General features: G+C 69.1%; 14 protein-coding genes and 3 pseudogenes. 8 read left to right on the top strand and 9 right to left on the bottom strand.

Annotated features, from left to right (window positions below):
* Both ACWC94_RS07300 and ACWC94_RS07305 read right to left on the bottom strand, forming a co-directional pair.
* Window positions 1-419: pseudogene (locus ACWC94_RS07300) on the bottom strand (AAA family ATPase); the annotation flags it as partial.
* Window positions 420-423: 4 nt separating this feature from the next.
* Window positions 424-1350 carry a LysR family transcriptional regulator gene (locus ACWC94_RS07305; RefSeq protein WP_450795406.1) on the bottom strand — a complete coding sequence of 309 codons (927 nt, stop codon included), beginning with the start codon at window positions 1348-1350 and terminating at the stop codon, window positions 424-426.
* 137 nt (window positions 1351-1487) lie between these two features.
* Here ACWC94_RS07305 and ACWC94_RS07310 point away from each other — a divergent pair, with 137 nt between their 5' ends.
* From ACWC94_RS07310 to ACWC94_RS07335, 6 genes are all read left to right on the top strand, one after another.
* Complete coding sequence (locus ACWC94_RS07310) at window positions 1488-1568, top strand: putative leader peptide (protein WP_361690182.1); 81 nt, start codon at window positions 1488-1490, stop codon at window positions 1566-1568.
* Between the two features lie 177 nt (window positions 1569-1745).
* A complete protein-coding gene (gene sfnG, locus ACWC94_RS07315; protein ID WP_450795407.1) occupies window positions 1746-2882 on the top strand; it encodes a dimethylsulfone monooxygenase SfnG in 1137 nt (378 codons plus the stop codon).
* A 41-nt stretch (window positions 2883-2923) separates the two neighbouring features.
* Window positions 2924-3481 carry an NADPH-dependent FMN reductase gene (gene ssuE / locus ACWC94_RS07320; protein WP_450795408.1) on the top strand — a complete coding sequence of 186 codons (558 nt, stop codon included), beginning with the start codon at window positions 2924-2926 and terminating at the stop codon, window positions 3479-3481.
* Entirely contained in the window at window positions 3478-4674 is a 1197-nt protein-coding gene (locus ACWC94_RS07325; protein ID WP_450795409.1) for an SfnB family sulfur acquisition oxidoreductase, read from the top strand. The genes ssuE and ACWC94_RS07325 overlap by 4 nt, the downstream gene beginning before the upstream one ends.
* Window positions 4675-4706: 32 nt before the next feature.
* The gene (locus tag ACWC94_RS07330) at window positions 4707-5867 is read left to right on the top strand and encodes an LLM class flavin-dependent oxidoreductase (protein ID WP_450795410.1); all 1161 of its coding nucleotides are present in this window, start codon (window positions 4707-4709) and stop codon (window positions 5865-5867) included.
* Window positions 5868-6132: 265 nt separating this feature from the next.
* A complete protein-coding gene (locus ACWC94_RS07335) occupies window positions 6133-6732 on the top strand; it encodes a hypothetical protein (RefSeq protein WP_450795411.1) in 600 nt (199 codons plus the stop codon).
* 27 nt (window positions 6733-6759) lie between these two features.
* On the opposite strand, the pseudogene ACWC94_RS07340 reads toward ACWC94_RS07335, so the two are convergent.
* Window positions 6760-7522 (bottom strand): annotated as a pseudogene (locus tag ACWC94_RS07340) (transposase); the annotation flags it as partial.
* Window positions 7523-7557: 35 nt separating this feature from the next.
* Here ACWC94_RS07340 and ACWC94_RS07345 point away from each other — a divergent pair.
* Complete coding sequence (locus ACWC94_RS07345; protein WP_388263530.1) at window positions 7558-8034, top strand: hypothetical protein; 477 nt, start codon at window positions 7558-7560, stop codon at window positions 8032-8034.
* Between the two features lie 175 nt (window positions 8035-8209).
* On the opposite strand, the gene ACWC94_RS07350 is transcribed toward ACWC94_RS07345, so the two are convergent.
* From ACWC94_RS07350 to ACWC94_RS07370, 5 genes are all read right to left on the bottom strand, one after another.
* A complete protein-coding gene (locus ACWC94_RS07350; protein ID WP_450795654.1) occupies window positions 8210-9055 on the bottom strand; it encodes an SDR family oxidoreductase in 846 nt (281 codons plus the stop codon).
* A gap of 731 nt (window positions 9056-9786) precedes the next feature.
* The gene (locus tag ACWC94_RS07355; protein ID WP_450795412.1) at window positions 9787-10290 is read right to left on the bottom strand and encodes a hypothetical protein; all 504 of its coding nucleotides are present in this window, start codon (window positions 10288-10290) and stop codon (window positions 9787-9789) included.
* 238 nt (window positions 10291-10528) lie between these two features.
* Window positions 10529-11605, bottom strand: a complete 1077-nt coding sequence (locus tag ACWC94_RS07360) for an AAA family ATPase (RefSeq protein ID WP_450795413.1) — start codon at window positions 11603-11605, stop codon at window positions 10529-10531.
* 478 nt (window positions 11606-12083) lie between these two features.
* On the bottom strand, window positions 12084-12242 hold the full coding sequence (locus tag ACWC94_RS07365; protein WP_450795414.1) for a hypothetical protein: 159 nt from the start codon (window positions 12240-12242) through the stop codon (window positions 12084-12086).
* Between the two features lie 966 nt (window positions 12243-13208).
* Window positions 13209-13331, bottom strand: a complete 123-nt coding sequence (locus ACWC94_RS07370) for a hypothetical protein (RefSeq protein ID WP_450795415.1) — start codon at window positions 13329-13331, stop codon at window positions 13209-13211.
* 22 nt (window positions 13332-13353) lie between these two features.
* Between ACWC94_RS07370 and ACWC94_RS07375 the strand changes: the two are divergent.
* Window positions 13354-13425: pseudogene (locus ACWC94_RS07375) on the top strand (dihydrofolate reductase family protein); the annotation flags it as partial.
* Window positions 13426-13693: 268 nt separating this feature from the next.
* Here ACWC94_RS07375 and ACWC94_RS07380 read toward each other — a convergent pair.
* The gene (locus ACWC94_RS07380; RefSeq protein WP_450795669.1) at window positions 13694-13873 is read right to left on the bottom strand and encodes a hypothetical protein; all 180 of its coding nucleotides are present in this window, start codon (window positions 13871-13873) and stop codon (window positions 13694-13696) included.
* Window positions 13874-13875 lie beyond the last annotated feature (2 nt).

Consider the following 13875-nt stretch of genomic DNA (forward strand, 5'->3'; position numbering starts at 1 on the left):
CGATGCCAGGCCGCGAAGGAGCACAGCCAGTGACTGTTGCGGGCTCCGTCCCGCGGTGTCGACGACGACGCGCTCGCGGTCCCACGGCTCGTACTCCCGGTCGACGACCTGCACACCACTTCCACCTCGACGACACGCCCGCCCGCCCTGACGGCCGTGCCCCGCCAGGCGTCACGCGTCACACTCAGCGGATTGACCGATTCCGCGATCACGGTCAGCCCCTGCCGCAGATGTTGCCCGGCCAGGGCATATCCGACGACGTAACCCACGGGACCCACGGGGTGCCGGGCCACACCGGAACGGACGATCGCCTGCTCGATGGTGTCGACCCGCAGATGGACCGCACCGATCCGGGCCGCCAGGAGACGGGCGAGCGTGGTCTTGCCGGTGCCGGGCAGGCCGCCCATGACGATGAGCAGAGGATCATTTCTCCGTCAACCGTCCCGAAGAAGTGCCGTACGCCTGGGCTTTGCGCACGAAGAGCTCGTGCAGGTCGCGGACCGCCCGCGGCACGGCGCCCGAATGGCGGCGCTGCAGCACCAGCAGCACGTCGGTGGCATCCCCCGCGAGCGGCCGCACAGTGATCGCGCCCCGTCGCTCCAGCGGGTCGCCGACGACGCTGAAGTCCGGCAGCACCGTGGCCCCCAGCCCCTCGGCCACCATCAGCTTGCCCATCTCCGCGCCGTCGGTGGAGTACGAGAAGGACGGAGTCCGGCCGCGGAGCAGCCGGTGCACGAAACGGTGCATCACATACCCGGACCGCATCACGATCAACGGCTCGGCCAGGAGACTGTCCGCGTCCACCGCATCCAGGGACGCCAGCGGACTGTCCGGACGCACGCACACCACCGGCCGCCCGCAGAGCAACTCCGTCGTCTCGAAGCCGGGCGGCAGGTCGTCGCCCCGCAGGTAGTTCACCAGTCCCAGGTCGAAGGCGCCCTCCAACAGGCCGCGGTGGATGTCGGCCTGCTGCGCGCCGACCAACTCCACCTGGGTGACCGGGTGCGAGGCCCGGAACTCGCGCACGGTCGGGATGACCAGCGGCACGGTAGCCGTGTTCACCGTGCCGAGCCGGACCATGCGGCTGATGCGGTGCTGGTCGCCGGCCGCGCCGCGCAGCCGGTCGACCGCGTCCAGCACGCTCATGATGTGCGGCAACAGCTCGCGTCCCTCGTCGCTGACCTTCGCCCCGGACCGCTTGCGCTCCAGCAGGTCCACGCCGAGTTCGCGCTCCAGATTGCGTACGGTCTCGCTGAGCGCCGGCTGGGACAGGTGCAGTTCCTCGGCGGCGCGCCGCAGCGAACCGAGCCGCGTGACGGCAGCGATGTATTCGAGCTGTTCGATACGCACGAAAAGGAGACTGCGCCCTCCCGGGAGCGGGTTCAAGGGAATCCCTGTCACAACCTCGTGAATACCGACTCTCACCATGTGGAATCACCACCGGGCATTCTTGACCGGCCGGACTCCCTCCTGGTTCGATCGATGGCATGAAGCGACAGGACCTCACGCGGCGACGCCACGTCGACCTTGCGCGTGTCTCCAGCGCCTTCTGTCGCTGTCGAGCCTGAGCGCACCCGAGGGAAACCCTCCCACCCGCTCCCTCTGTGACTTCCTTTCCGTGAATTCCGGTCCCGGCTTGTTTCCGTCGTGACGACGGATCTCCCGGATACGCCGCTCCAGCGTGCCTGAATTCCGCGGAACTCATTCGTCCTGCCCGCGCAGCATTCTCCTGCCAGGAGTTCCCCATGCCCGCATCCTCCGCACACCCCGGATCCGACCCCGTCCGCTTCGCCTACTGGGTGCCGAACGTCAGCGGCGGCCTCGTCACCAGCACCATCGAGCAGCGCACCGACTGGGGCTACGACTACAACCGCGAACTCGCCGTCCTCGCCGAGAACAACGGCTTCGACTACGCGCTCAGCCAGGTCCGCTACATGGCCAGCTACGGCGCCGAGTACCAGCACGAGTCGACCAGTTTCAGCCTGGCCCTGCTGCTCGCCACGCAGCGGCTGAAGGTCATCGCCGCCGTCCACCCCGGCCTGTGGCACCCGGGTGTCCTCGCCAAGCTCGGCGCCACCGCCGACCACCTGTCGAACGGCCGCTTCGCCGTCAACGTCGTCAGCGGCTGGTTCAAGGGCGAGTTCACCGCGCTGGGCGAGCCCTGGCTGGAGCACGACGAACGCTACCGGCGCTCGGAGGAGTTCATCCGCGCCCTGCGGAAGATCTGGACCGAGGACCACGCCGAACTCGGCGGCGACTTCTACCGGTTGCGCGACTTCTCCCTCAAGCCCAAACCGCTGAACACCCCCGAGCGCCCGCACCCGGAGATCTTCCAGGGCGGCAACTCCACCGCGGCCCGTGCCATGGCCGGCCGCGTCTCCGACTGGTACTTCTCCAACGGCAAGGACTTCGACGGCGTCACCGAGCAGATCGCCGACGTCCGTGCCTCCGCCGCCCAAGCGGGCCGTACGCCGCCGAAGTTCGGCCTCAACGGCTTCCTCATCGCCCGCGACACCGAAGCCGAAGCCCGCGAGACGCTCCGCGAGATCGTCGCCAAGGCCGACACGCAGGCCGTGCACGGCTTCCGCGACGCCGTCCAACAGGCCGGTCCGTCCACCGCCGACGGCAAGGGCATGTGGCAGGACTCGAGCTTCGAGGACCTCGTCCAGTACAACGACGGCTTCCGTACGGGTCTGATCGGCACCCCTGAGCAGATCGCCGAGCGGATCGTCGCCTACAAGCGGCTCGGCGTCGACCTCTTCCTCCTCGGCTTCCTGCACTACCTGGAGGAGGTCGAGTACTTCGGCAAGCGGGTGCTGCCCCTGGTGCGCGAACTGGAAGCACTGGAAGACGCGTCCGAGCCCGCCGCCGCCCACGCCTGACCGCGGCCCGCACACGAAACGACGAACCGAAAGGTCCTCCCATGGCCACTGTCCTGTCCGTCTCCGGGAGCCCCTCCGCCACCTCCCGCACCGCTCGGCTGCTGCGCCACCTGGACGAGCGGCTCATCGCGCAGGGGCACGAGGTGATTGCGCTGGACGTTCGTACCCTGCCTGCCGAGGCGCTGCTCGGGGCCGACTTCGCTCACCCGGCGATCGTCCGGGCCACCGCCCTGTTCGAGCAGGCGGACGGGGTGGTGATCGGTACCCCCGTCTACAAGGCCGCCTACTCCGGACTGCTGAAGGCGCTGCTCGACCTGCTCCCGCAGTACGCCCTGGCGGGCAAGACGGTCCTCCCGCTGGCCACCGGCGGTACCACCGCCCACGTTCTGGCCATCGACTACGCCCTGCGCCCGGTGTTGGCCTCCATGGGGCCTGCGCACATCACGCCGGGCTGGTTCACGCTCGACAGGGACATCACGGTGGGCGAGGACGGCACGCTGACCGTCGCGCCGGGATCGGCCGAGGCCCTGGCGCAGGTCACGGACCAGTTCTCGGCCGCGCTGGGCGGCCGTACGACGCTGCTGGCGGCCGCCGGATGAGCGTCGCGCACGTCATCGCGGATGATACCGAGGCCCTTGCCGTGGCCGCGGAGCTGGCCGCGGACTTCCGCGAGGGCGCCGCCGAGCGGGACGCACGGCGCAGGCTCCCGCACGCGGAGCTGGAGCGGCTGTCCGCCTCCGGACTGCTGGCCGTGACCGTGCCCGCCCGGTTCGGCGGCGCGGACGTCCGTGCGGACACGCTCGCCGAGATCTTCCGGCTGCTGGCCGCCGCCGACGCAAGCCTCGCCCAGATCCCGCAGAGCCACTTCGTGTACGTCAACGTGCTGCGCAGGCAGGGTACCGACGATCAGCAGAAGTTCTTCTTCGCTGAGGTACTGGCGGGCAAGCGGTTCGGCAACGCCCAGTCCGAGGCGGGCACCCGGCACATCCAGGACATCCGCACCCGCCTCGCCCGGCTCCCGGACGGGTCGTACGTCCTCGACGGCGTCAAGCACTACTCCACCGGCGCGCTCTTCGCCCACTGGATCCCGGTCCTCGCCCGCACCGACGACGACACCCTGCACGTGGCGTACGTCCCGCGCGACGCGCCCGGCCTCACGGTCGTGGACGACTGGGACGGCATGGGACAGCGCACGACCGCCAGCGGAACCGTCCGCCTGGAGTCGGTGCCCGTGCCCGCCGACCGCGTCGTGCCGCACCACCTCACCTTCCAGGGACCCCAACTCCACGGCGCGGTAGCCCAGTTGCTGCACGCGGCCATCGACGCCGGGATCGCCTCCGGGGCGCTGGCCGAGGCGGTGGAGTTCGTCCGTACGAAGAGCCGCCCCTGGTTCGAGAGCGCCGCCGAGGGGCACGCGACCGCCGCGGAGGATCCGCTGCTGATCCAGCGGTTCGGCGAACTGGCGATCAGAGAACGGGCTGCCGAGGCGTTGCTTCGCGAGGCCGCCCGCGCGGTCGACGACGCCCGCGCCGACCTGACCGACGACTCGGCCGCCGAGGCCTCGATCGCGGTGGCCGCCGCGAAAGTGACGGCGGCCGAGGTCGCCGTGGAGGTCGCCAGCGCCGTTTTCGAGGTCTCCGGCACCCGCTCGGCGCTCGACTCCCTGGGCCTGCACCGCCATTGGCGCGACGCACGCACCCACACCCTGCACGACCCGGCCCGCTGGAAGGTCCAGCACATCGGCCGTTACGTGCTGAACGGCACCAGGCCGCCCCGGCACGGCCTCCTGTGACGAACGCTGACGAACACCGATCGGAGCCCCACGTGTCCCTCACCTTCCACTGGTTCCTGCCCACCAACGGCGACAGCCGCCACGTCGTCGGCGGCGGCCACGGCACCCCCGCCACGGAGTCCGGGCGCGACCGGCCACCGACGGTCGCCTACCTGAGCCAGATCGCCCGCGCCGCCGAGGACCTCGGCTTCGTCGGCGCTCTCACGCCGACCGGCGCGTGGTGCGAGGACGCGTGGCTGACCACCGCCATGGTCAGCCAGAACACCGAGCGCCTGAAGTTCCTCGTCGCCTTCCGCCCCGGCTTCGTCTCGCCGACGCTCGCGGCGCAGATGGCCTCCACCTTCCAGCGGCAGAGCGGCGGACGGCTCCTGCTCAACGTCGTCACCGGCGGTGAGAGCCACGAGCAGCGGGCTTATGGGGACTTCCTGGACAAGGACGCGCGGTACCGCCGTACCGGCGAATTCCTGGAAATCGTCCGGGGGCTGTGGGAGGGCAAGACCGTCGACCTCGCCGGCGAGCACCTCCAGGTCGAGGACGCCAGGCTGGCCCGGGTGCCCGACCCGGTGCCCGAGGTGTACTTCGGGGGCTCCTCGCCGATCGCCGGAGAAGTTGCCGCCAGGCATGTCGACGTCTACCTCACCTGGGGTGAGCCGCCCGCCGCCGTCGCGCAGAAGATCACCTGGATCAGGGCGCTGGCCGCGAAGGAGGGTCGCAGCGTCCGCTTCGGAATCCGGTTGCACGTCATCACCCGCGACACCTCCGAGCAGGCCTGGGCCGAGGCGGAGCGGCTGCTGGCGGGCTTCGATGCGGAGACGGTGCGGCAGGTTCAGGCCGGGCTTGCCCGCAGCGAGTCGGAGGGACAGCAGCGGATGCTGGCCCTGCACGGGGGTGGGAGCCGGGACGGGCTGGAGATCCATCCCAACCTGTGGGCGGGCATCGGTCTGGTGCGGGGTGGGGCGGGGACCGCCCTGGTCGGCAGCCACACCGAGGTTGCCGAGCGGATCAAGGAGTACGCCGCTTTGGGGATCGAGGAGTTCATCTTCTCCGGGTATCCGCACCTGGAGGAGGCGTACTGGTTGGGCGAGGGCGTGCTGCCGAAGCTTCAGGCGCAGGGTCTGTGGCGGCACCCGTACGGGCAGCAGGTGGCCCCCGCCGCCCAGGTCCCCTTCGCCGGTGCCGGGAGCGCGCGATGACCCAGGTGATCGCCGACGACACCGGCCCCGCTGATAGACCGCTGGGTCGCGGTGAGGTCCTGGTGCCGGAGTCGTCTGACCGGCGGGGTCACTCAGGAGCCGGCCCCGATGTAGGCGCGGTCGGTTAAGCGTTGTCCCGGAACTCTTGAAGGGGCCGCACCGCCCGTTCGGACAGCCCGACTCCGTCGTTGTTGCCCGCGAGTCGCCGTGCCATCTCGCATCGGGCGCCAAAGGCTCCCGCGGGGACGGCCGTTAGGGTGATCGGATGGATGTCGGTGCGGTACTGATCGCGGTCGCCGGTGTCGGGGGGACGCTCGGGGGCGCACTGCTCACCCAGCGCGGTGCCGACCGGGCCAAGCGACGTGAGCTGGAGATAACCCATGCTTTCGAGGAGGCTCGCGAGCACCGCGAGCTGCGGCGCAGCTGCTATACGGAGCTTCACAGGGACGCGCGGCAGTTTTCCACAGCACTCAGCCGTCACCTGTACGTCATGCGGGACCGTACGGCCGAGGCCGAGGACATTCGGGCGTTGGAAGAAACCAAGGACGCCTACCGCGACCGCTGGTCCGAGGCATTGATGATCGCTTCTGACACGGTGATCCCCTCGGCTCACGACGTGAACGGGGCACTGACCCTCGTCTACGGACAGGTGAAGCGTCTGGAGCAGGGAAACCCGCGGCCGGGTGAGACCCTACGATCAGCGGCTGAAGCACAACATTCGCTCTGGTCCCTGATCGACACCATGAGAGAGTCCATGCGCAGTGATCTCGGCGTAGCTGAAGACGCGTACTCGGTCATCCCGAATCGCGAGCAGCTTGAGGCTGTGCGTCGTGATTTTGGCGTGCCCGAGGAGCCACGCAGGTGATCTCGCTTCGCCCTGTTCAGGCTTGGTGAGTGCGAGGTAGTGCATGTGGGCGACACCGCTCGTGGCCCAGAAGACCCCGTCGCCCTTCAGCCGGCAGTCCCGCAGGACCTTCCAGTCCTTCATGCGGGCGAAGACGTGTTCGACGTGGGCACGGACCCTGCGACGGGAGGCATGGTGCTCCTCCTTCCAAGCCGGGAGTTCGGCCTGACCGCGCTCACGGCGGTGGGGGATGACGAGGCCGGTGCCCCGGTATCCACCGTCCGCGATGACCGTGGCGTTGCCGACGGCGTCTTTCGCGCCGGACAGCCCCCATGCCTTGCGGTCGTTGCGGTCGCCGGGCACAGGCCGGCCGACGGCCACGACGCGCCGGGTGTCGGCGTCGATGACGACCTGATGGTTAGTGGAGGCCCGGTAATTCTTCGACTGCTCGGCGATGGTGTGGTCGCGGGTGGGGCCCAAGGTACCGTCCACGATCAGCACGGTGTCCTTGCGGAACCGTTTGCGGGGGTGGAGTGCGAGCGATCGCCCGAGGCGGTCGATGATGCGGCTGGCGACTGACTTCAAGGCACTGGAAAGCAGGGCGATTTGTCGCAGTGTCCGGTCCGTCCGCCAGTACGCGGCGACCAGCAGCGACCCGGTCCTCCAGTGGCAGGCTCCACGGTCGTCCTCTGCGGACCGCATCCGCGCCTCTGCGGCGCAGCACAGTGATCAGTTTGCTGAACTGACGCGGGCTCAGCCCGGTGAACGGAGCTAACCAGGACGGCTTGAGCGCCGTGAGCACACCTGCCACAGCAAGATCGTCTCAAAGATCGACGCTGTGGAACGATGATCGTCATGACGGGTCAGGTCTGGGTGTCACTCATATCGTTGGGCGGCGTTGTCCTCGGCGGCGTGTTGTCCTACCTCGTCCAGCACAGGACTCAGCAATCAGCGGAACGTGCCGAACAGCAACGGCAGCGGATCGCGTTGACGGAGACCCGGCGTGCGGAACGGCTCGCGCTGCTGGAGCGGTTCATCGAGGTATCGGCCGAGGCGGAACGCTGCGCCTACACCCGGCCGTCCGAGTGGGAGGACACCGATGCCTGGTACCTCACCACCCGGGACGTCATGTACAGGCTGTGGGTTGCGGATCGGCTCCTCCGCATCCAGTTCCCCCTGCCTGTGCATGACGCCGCACACGCGCACTTCCTCGACCTCAACAAGACCGTGTGGCACGGCTTGCCCGACGGTGAGAGCGTGCGGGACTACCTGGAGGACAACCGGTCGGCGTTTCTCGACGCGGCCCGCGAAGTCATGGGGTAGCCCACCGCCGAGCCAGGACCGACAGTGAGGAAACCCCCTGCCGACAACTGACCCCAGCTGAGCACAGCGCCCACCCCCGAAACCGTCGCGGACCGGGGGCTCTGGGCTGTTCAGCCCATCTGATGGGGCGGTGGCTTTCGCCAGGCGTCTCGGAAGAGCACCGAACACCGGCACGTTACGGGTTGCTCGGCTTGTTGGTTCCTTCGGCGAGGAACTCCCGGGCGCCGCGCAGGGAGGTGACCAACTCTCGTTGGGTCGCACGGCAGTCGAGACGGACGTCGAGCCCACCGGGGATCCCGGATTCGCTGCGCCGTCCTGCCCGCAGCCGGGAGACGTCGAGCCCATCGCGGCGAGCGATGAGGACACCGAGGTCGTAACGGCTGACAGGCTCGGCCCCCGCAAGATGGCGCACACCGGAAGCATCGGAGAACCCCAACTCCAGCAGAGCGGCGGCCAGATCCGACACATGCACCGGGCAGCGGACGTCGTCCGTGAACAGCACCCCGTCCCACCTGCCCGACGTCAGGTCATGCACTGCCCGGACATGAACAGAGCGCCGGTCCCCAATGATCAGGGAAGTGCGGGCGACGACGGCGTCCGGATGCACGAGGCGGACGCCGGTCTCGGCCGCTGCCTTCGCCGCGCCGTACGGGGTGACGGGATCGGGCAACCGGGCCTCGTCGTAGTGGACGCTCGCGCCGGAGAACACCGCGTCGCTCGACACGTGGACCAGCCGGCAGCCGTGCCGGGCGGCGGCCAGCGCGAGCCGCACAGGCCCCTCTGCCGTCACCGCCCAGTCGGCTGCGCCACTGGTCGCGTTGATGATCACGCTCGGCGCCATGTCAGCAACGACGCTTTCCACACACTGCGGATCCCGCAGATCCAGGGCGTGCCAGACGGCGTCCGGGACCGACCCCGGCCGGGTCGCGAACGTCGCGGCCGTGACATGACCCGCGGCCGTCGCCCGGCGGACCAGCTCGCTGCCGAGGAACCCGCTCCCTCCAACGATCAAGACCGACATAACGCGACACGATAGAGAATCGCGGATGTCTCCGACCAGTCTTGCGTAAACAGGCAGAACTGCCCGAGGAGCACCAGGCCGCACGGATGCCTCCACGAAACCGAGTGGCCAGCAATCGCTCAACATCATGGCCAACCACGACGCAACATCAGCGCTGACCTCAGACTCTTCCATGCACGCTACCCGACCACAGGTGTGTCCCGTGCCAACCAACCTTGAGCACGCGCCATCGAACCTTGGCACTTGAGAGGCCGCGCCATCGAAGCCGCGTCGGCGAGCGCGTCCAGTTCACTCCGGCGAGCAGTAATCCGCTCCAGCTCCCGCATCCCCACACCCTCCGATGCTGTCCCGGCGTACCAGTCCGTTGGCGGATCGTAAGAGAGGCACGGCAGGCGGCGAAGCGGAACCCGACAACGCCTCCGGCCGACAAGCCGGACGATCTTCACCTGCTCAGAGGTTGCGGCGGAGGCAGACGCTGTCGTGCTTGGAGGCCCAGACCCGGGCGGGGAGTGTTGAGCCGGTGCGTGTGATGACGCAGCGGCGGCAGGCCCAGCGAAGCACGTGGTCGGGTGTCGGCGTATCGCAGCACCTCGCTGCGTGCAGCTCGTTGACGGCCTCCTCCTCCGCCCTCAGCTCTAGCAGCAGGCCCAGGGCGTACCAGAACTGGTGCAGCTCGCCGCCGGATGAACGGCCGCCTTCCGCGCACACTCACGCAGCCGTGCCCGACGCCGTCACACCCCAAGCCGCAGGCGACGCATCCGGCGGATCCTCATCTCTGCGCCGGTGACCGCCGCTTCCAGCTGAGGCCGCAGCAGTGCCTGGTCCTCGGATCGGGCCACCAGGAACTCGACCGTCAGCTCGGTGGGCACATCTTCGGCGCGGGAGACAGCCAGGTACGCAGCGCAGACCTCGTCCACGGCAGGCGCGGCCGCCTCCACGTACTTGCGCAGCAGACCCGCGATCGTCCGCAGCCTGGCCTGCAGGTCCCCGGAGCACTGATCAGCGCCCCGCTCGACTTCCTTGATCAACACCCGCAGGTCGTTGAGCTCCAGAAAAGTCGCGGCGCGCTGGAGCTCCTTCAAATCGCGGACGATGAGATCGATCTTGCTGAGGACTTCTGCGATCCTCTCCAGGTCGCGCTTGTCGGTCTTATGGTTCTCGATCAGGGCCAATACGTACCAGCCGATGGCTGCAACGATTACGGGGACCAAGATCGATACGATGCCGATGGGCATACGCTTCTCTCCGTACTGAGGCTGTGACAGGGCATACGGCACCACACGCTGTGTGCCGCTGGTGGTGACCCGCCCCTAGACTGGAGAGGACAGGTCCGGGAGCCGGGCGCTGGCGAGCGCCCGGTGCTTGAGATCTGCACCGGCAGCGAGGCGGCCACCTTTCCGCCGGTCACGGGGCTCTGTCCCGTAGATGGAGGGGTCCGCCGTCCGTCATTTCAAGGCATTGGGGCGGCGGACCTCACACTTCGATCACGAGGGCCTCCCGCTCCGTCGAGCCAGCCCTGCTACGCGTCCACGAGGTGCTCGAGCGCCTCCCCCTCGTCACCGGGGAAGTGGAGCGTCCCGAAGCCCCCAGAAACACGGCGTTGAGCAGTTGGTCCACGGCCAGGCTGCCCCTCTCCCGTCTGTTGTCCACGCGCCGGTCGATCAGGCCGTCGGCGCGGTCGGTGCCCGTTGTCCCGTTCGCCGCCTCCCGCAGATGGGTCATGACCATGTGGACGAGCTGCGGCCGGTGGGGCTCCGGCAACCGTAGCTGCAGACAGCGCCTCAGGAAGGCCGGGGGAAATTCGCGTTCGCCGTTGGAGGTGATCATCATGAGGGGGATGGCCCGGCACTTGACGACCCCGTCGACGATCTCGGCGCTGCGGCCCGGACCCTCCGTCATCACCGTCACCCGCGGGTGTAGCCGCCGGGCCCGCACCAGCTCGGCGATCGGGAACTGCCCCTCCTCGAACACGCTCAACAGGTCGTTGGCCAGGTCCTGGTCGCTCTTGTTCCGCTCGTCGACCAGCGGCACCCGGGGCAGCTCGCAGGGCAGCAATGCCGTTACCAACAGGCTGAGTTGGAGGCAGCCGCCAATTCCCGGGAGCTGCTCCTCGGCCGGCGGTCGGCCGTTCGCGGCACCGCCGGTGCCGCCCGCCAGATCCACGGCCCGTAAGGACCCCGAGTCTTGGATGCGGCCGATCGCGTCGTACTCGTACAGACCTGAGCGCAGTGTGGTGCGGCTGGTGATGTGCCAGCGCAGCACACTGCCAAGCTTCAGCTCTCTGCTGATCCGGTGGGCGAGGGAGGACTTGCCGGTTCCCGGGCGCCCCGTGACCAGCAGCGGACGGCGCAGCAGGAGGGCCGCGTCGACCATGTCGACCGCGCGACTGACCTGGTCGGAACCAGCGGACAACGCACTGGTCCGGCCCAGTCGGCGCTTGATCTCCTCCTCGTCCGACGGGGGCGGCGTCACCGCGGGTCCGCCGGCGAGACGACGCCAGGGCGGGAGAGGCGACAGCAGCGCACCGGGATCGGTGTCGTATCGATGCATCTCGTCCTGTCCTTGTCCCTGCGCGGATGGATCCGCACCTCTCTATGCCTGCCTGGAAGACGGTAGGGGTCGTCCCAGATCAATGCCGCGTGGCGGCCGAGCGTAGAGGAGCCGTCTCCAGCAGCATCCCTGCCCCCGGGCTCAGTACGCAACGACCTGACGTCGGCGGGTAACCGATGTATGCCCTTGGCCCACGCCAGTTCCGGCAATTCGTTTCGAAGAGCCGGATCGACTCCCCCGTGCCGGGCTGGCGAGCAGGCGGTCGCGGTGCTCGTTGGGGAGCCAGGGGACCGGCCCCCGGCTACCCTGCTTCGAGATCGGGAGGTCACCCATGACCCCGCGTCAGGGCGCGAAAGCCCGTAGTGGCGGGTCCGCTTGGCGCGTTGGACATCGGTGAGGTCGCCCTTGTGACCAACCACGAAGGCGTCCGTGGCGAGCGCGAACGCAGCCCCCTCCTCGGCCCGTTGCAGCTTGATCGTCAGCCGACCAGAGGTGTGCCCGGGCGGGTCTCGCGCAGGCGGCCCAGGGAGACGTTCCGCGGGGCGGCCACCGGCTTGTTGTCGTCGCCCGACGGATCGGAACGTATGATCTCCGCGAAATTGCGCTCGTACACCTCGAGGTACTGCTGCACCGGCATGCCCGTCTCGGCCAGCCACACCGCGGCCTGTTCGACCGCGAGCGGCAGGTCGCCGAGGGCGGAGGTGAGATGTCAGGACGATGCGTCCCGACCCGTCATGGGGAAAGTACTTGCGGACCACCTTGGGGTTCTCCGCGTTGTCGAACACCAGCAGCCAGTCGCGGTACGGCTCGCCCCGGCGCAGAACGTCCAGGACGGCAGGCACCGCGCTCAGTCCGGAACCCGCCTGCAGGCCCATCTGCTTGCCCCGCTCGATCAGTGACTGGACGATCTGGTTCTCCTGCTCGGACGGGATCCACCAGATGAGCCGATACTCACGGCTGTGCCGGTAGACGTACTCCACGGCGATCTGGGACTTGCTCACGCTGCCCATGCCCTGCAGGGCTTCCGGCAGGACCGTCGTGACGCCGCTGCGCAGCCGCTCCTGCAGCCGTTCGAGCAGCGCCTCCCGCCCCGTGAAGTTCCAGTTCCGCTGCGGCACGTTCCCCCAGATGCGGGGTGGGTTGTGCGGGTCTCGCGGACCCGGGGCAACGGGCAGACCGGCAGACACGGGGGTGCCTCCTTGTCGTGGACGCGCAGGCACAGGCACAGGCGCAGGGGAGGGGTGGGTGGGCTGAACGGCGGCGGATGGCGGCGCCGTGGGCGAAGTCCCCGTGGGGCGCGGGGCGTTCCCCTGTCGGGCCTGAGGTGTTCGAGGCCCGTAATCTAGCGTGTCCTTGGCCGGATTCTTCATTTTGAGTGCATTTCAGGAGATGAGTACCCTGGCGGCCGCCTGTGCCCCGGTCGACGGGCCGCCTACTACGGTGACTGCCTGGCCGGTCGGGGGCCGCCCACGCGCTGCAGGAGCCGTCCCAGATGGTCGGCGCGTGCGAGGTAGGAGCCGGAGACTGCGCAGAGTGCCGTGTACAGATGGGAGTCGGTGCGGCGTACCGGGCCGAGCAACATGATCTCGGCGAGGTTCCAGAACTACGCCTTCGGAAGGGCCTGTTGGAGCAGTCGCATGACGGGGAGGCTGAGCGGGACGGCCGCGAGCCGCTGGGCGAGGGCGTAGGCGGCCGGAGAGGCGGTGGCCCGGAAACGGTGCACCATCGCGGCGGCCCGCTTGACCCGCAGTATCGGCGGTGCAACGCTCGCCGGGGCGGCCATGCGCGCCGGGCTGATCGACGAGTACGCGATCGCCGTCGCCTCTTCGGCGATGCCGGTGACCGTGGTGAGGGCCGTCAGCTCGTCGCGGGTGACCGCGGTGGCCCAGCGGGGCCGCAGTGGGCCGGGCGCCATCGTGGCGTCTGCCGGCAGCCCGAGAGCGCTGAGCACGTCCCCGAACCTGCGGTCCAAGCGGGCGGCGGTGGCCTCCAGCCAGGATTCCAGGGCCTCGCCGGGGTACCGCGCGCAGCGGATCGGCAAGCTCCGCCACACATGTTCATCCGGTGGTCGGCCTCACGCGGGGGCGACTACGCCCTTCCTGATGGCTCTTGGACGATGTCGCGGAGCCAGATGACGATCGCTGCGACGGCCAGGGTGCCGTGGAAGATGTAGTCGCGCTTGTCGTACCGGCTGACCACCGCCCGGTACTGCTTCCACTTGCTGACGCACTGCCACCCGAGGAGGGGAACACCCGCGGCGACGTTCACAG

Source organism: Streptomyces sp. NPDC001135, from assembly GCF_053598395.1.

Excerpts from the sequence above, each read along its gene's own strand:
- ACWC94_RS07310 (WP_361690182.1), top strand. The coding sequence starts at position 1,488 with ATGAAGCGACAGGACCTCACGCGGCGACGCCACGTCGACCTTGCGCGT.
- sfnG (WP_450795407.1), top strand. The coding sequence starts at position 1,746 with ATGCCCGCATCCTCCGCACACCCCGGATCCGACCCCGTCCGCTTCGCC.
- ssuE (WP_450795408.1), top strand. The coding sequence starts at position 2,924 with ATGGCCACTGTCCTGTCCGTCTCCGGGAGCCCCTCCGCCACCTCCCGC.
- ACWC94_RS07325 (WP_450795409.1), top strand. The coding sequence starts at position 3,478 with ATGAGCGTCGCGCACGTCATCGCGGATGATACCGAGGCCCTTGCCGTG.
- ACWC94_RS07335 (WP_450795411.1), top strand. The coding sequence starts at position 6,133 with ATGGATGTCGGTGCGGTACTGATCGCGGTCGCCGGTGTCGGGGGGACG.
- ACWC94_RS07345 (WP_388263530.1), top strand. The coding sequence starts at position 7,558 with ATGATCGTCATGACGGGTCAGGTCTGGGTGTCACTCATATCGTTGGGC.
- ACWC94_RS07350 (WP_450795654.1), bottom strand. The coding sequence starts at position 9,055 with ATGTCGGTCTTGATCGTTGGAGGGAGCGGGTTCCTCGGCAGCGAGCTG.
- ACWC94_RS07355 (WP_450795412.1), bottom strand. The coding sequence starts at position 10,290 with ATGCCCATCGGCATCGTATCGATCTTGGTCCCCGTAATCGTTGCAGCC.
- ACWC94_RS07360 (WP_450795413.1), bottom strand. The coding sequence starts at position 11,605 with ATGCATCGATACGACACCGATCCCGGTGCGCTGCTGTCGCCTCTCCCG.
- ACWC94_RS07365 (WP_450795414.1), bottom strand. The coding sequence starts at position 12,242 with ATGCCGGTGCAGCAGTACCTCGAGGTGTACGAGCGCAATTTCGCGGAG.
- ACWC94_RS07370 (WP_450795415.1), bottom strand. The coding sequence starts at position 13,331 with ATGGTGCACCGTTTCCGGGCCACCGCCTCTCCGGCCGCCTACGCCCTC.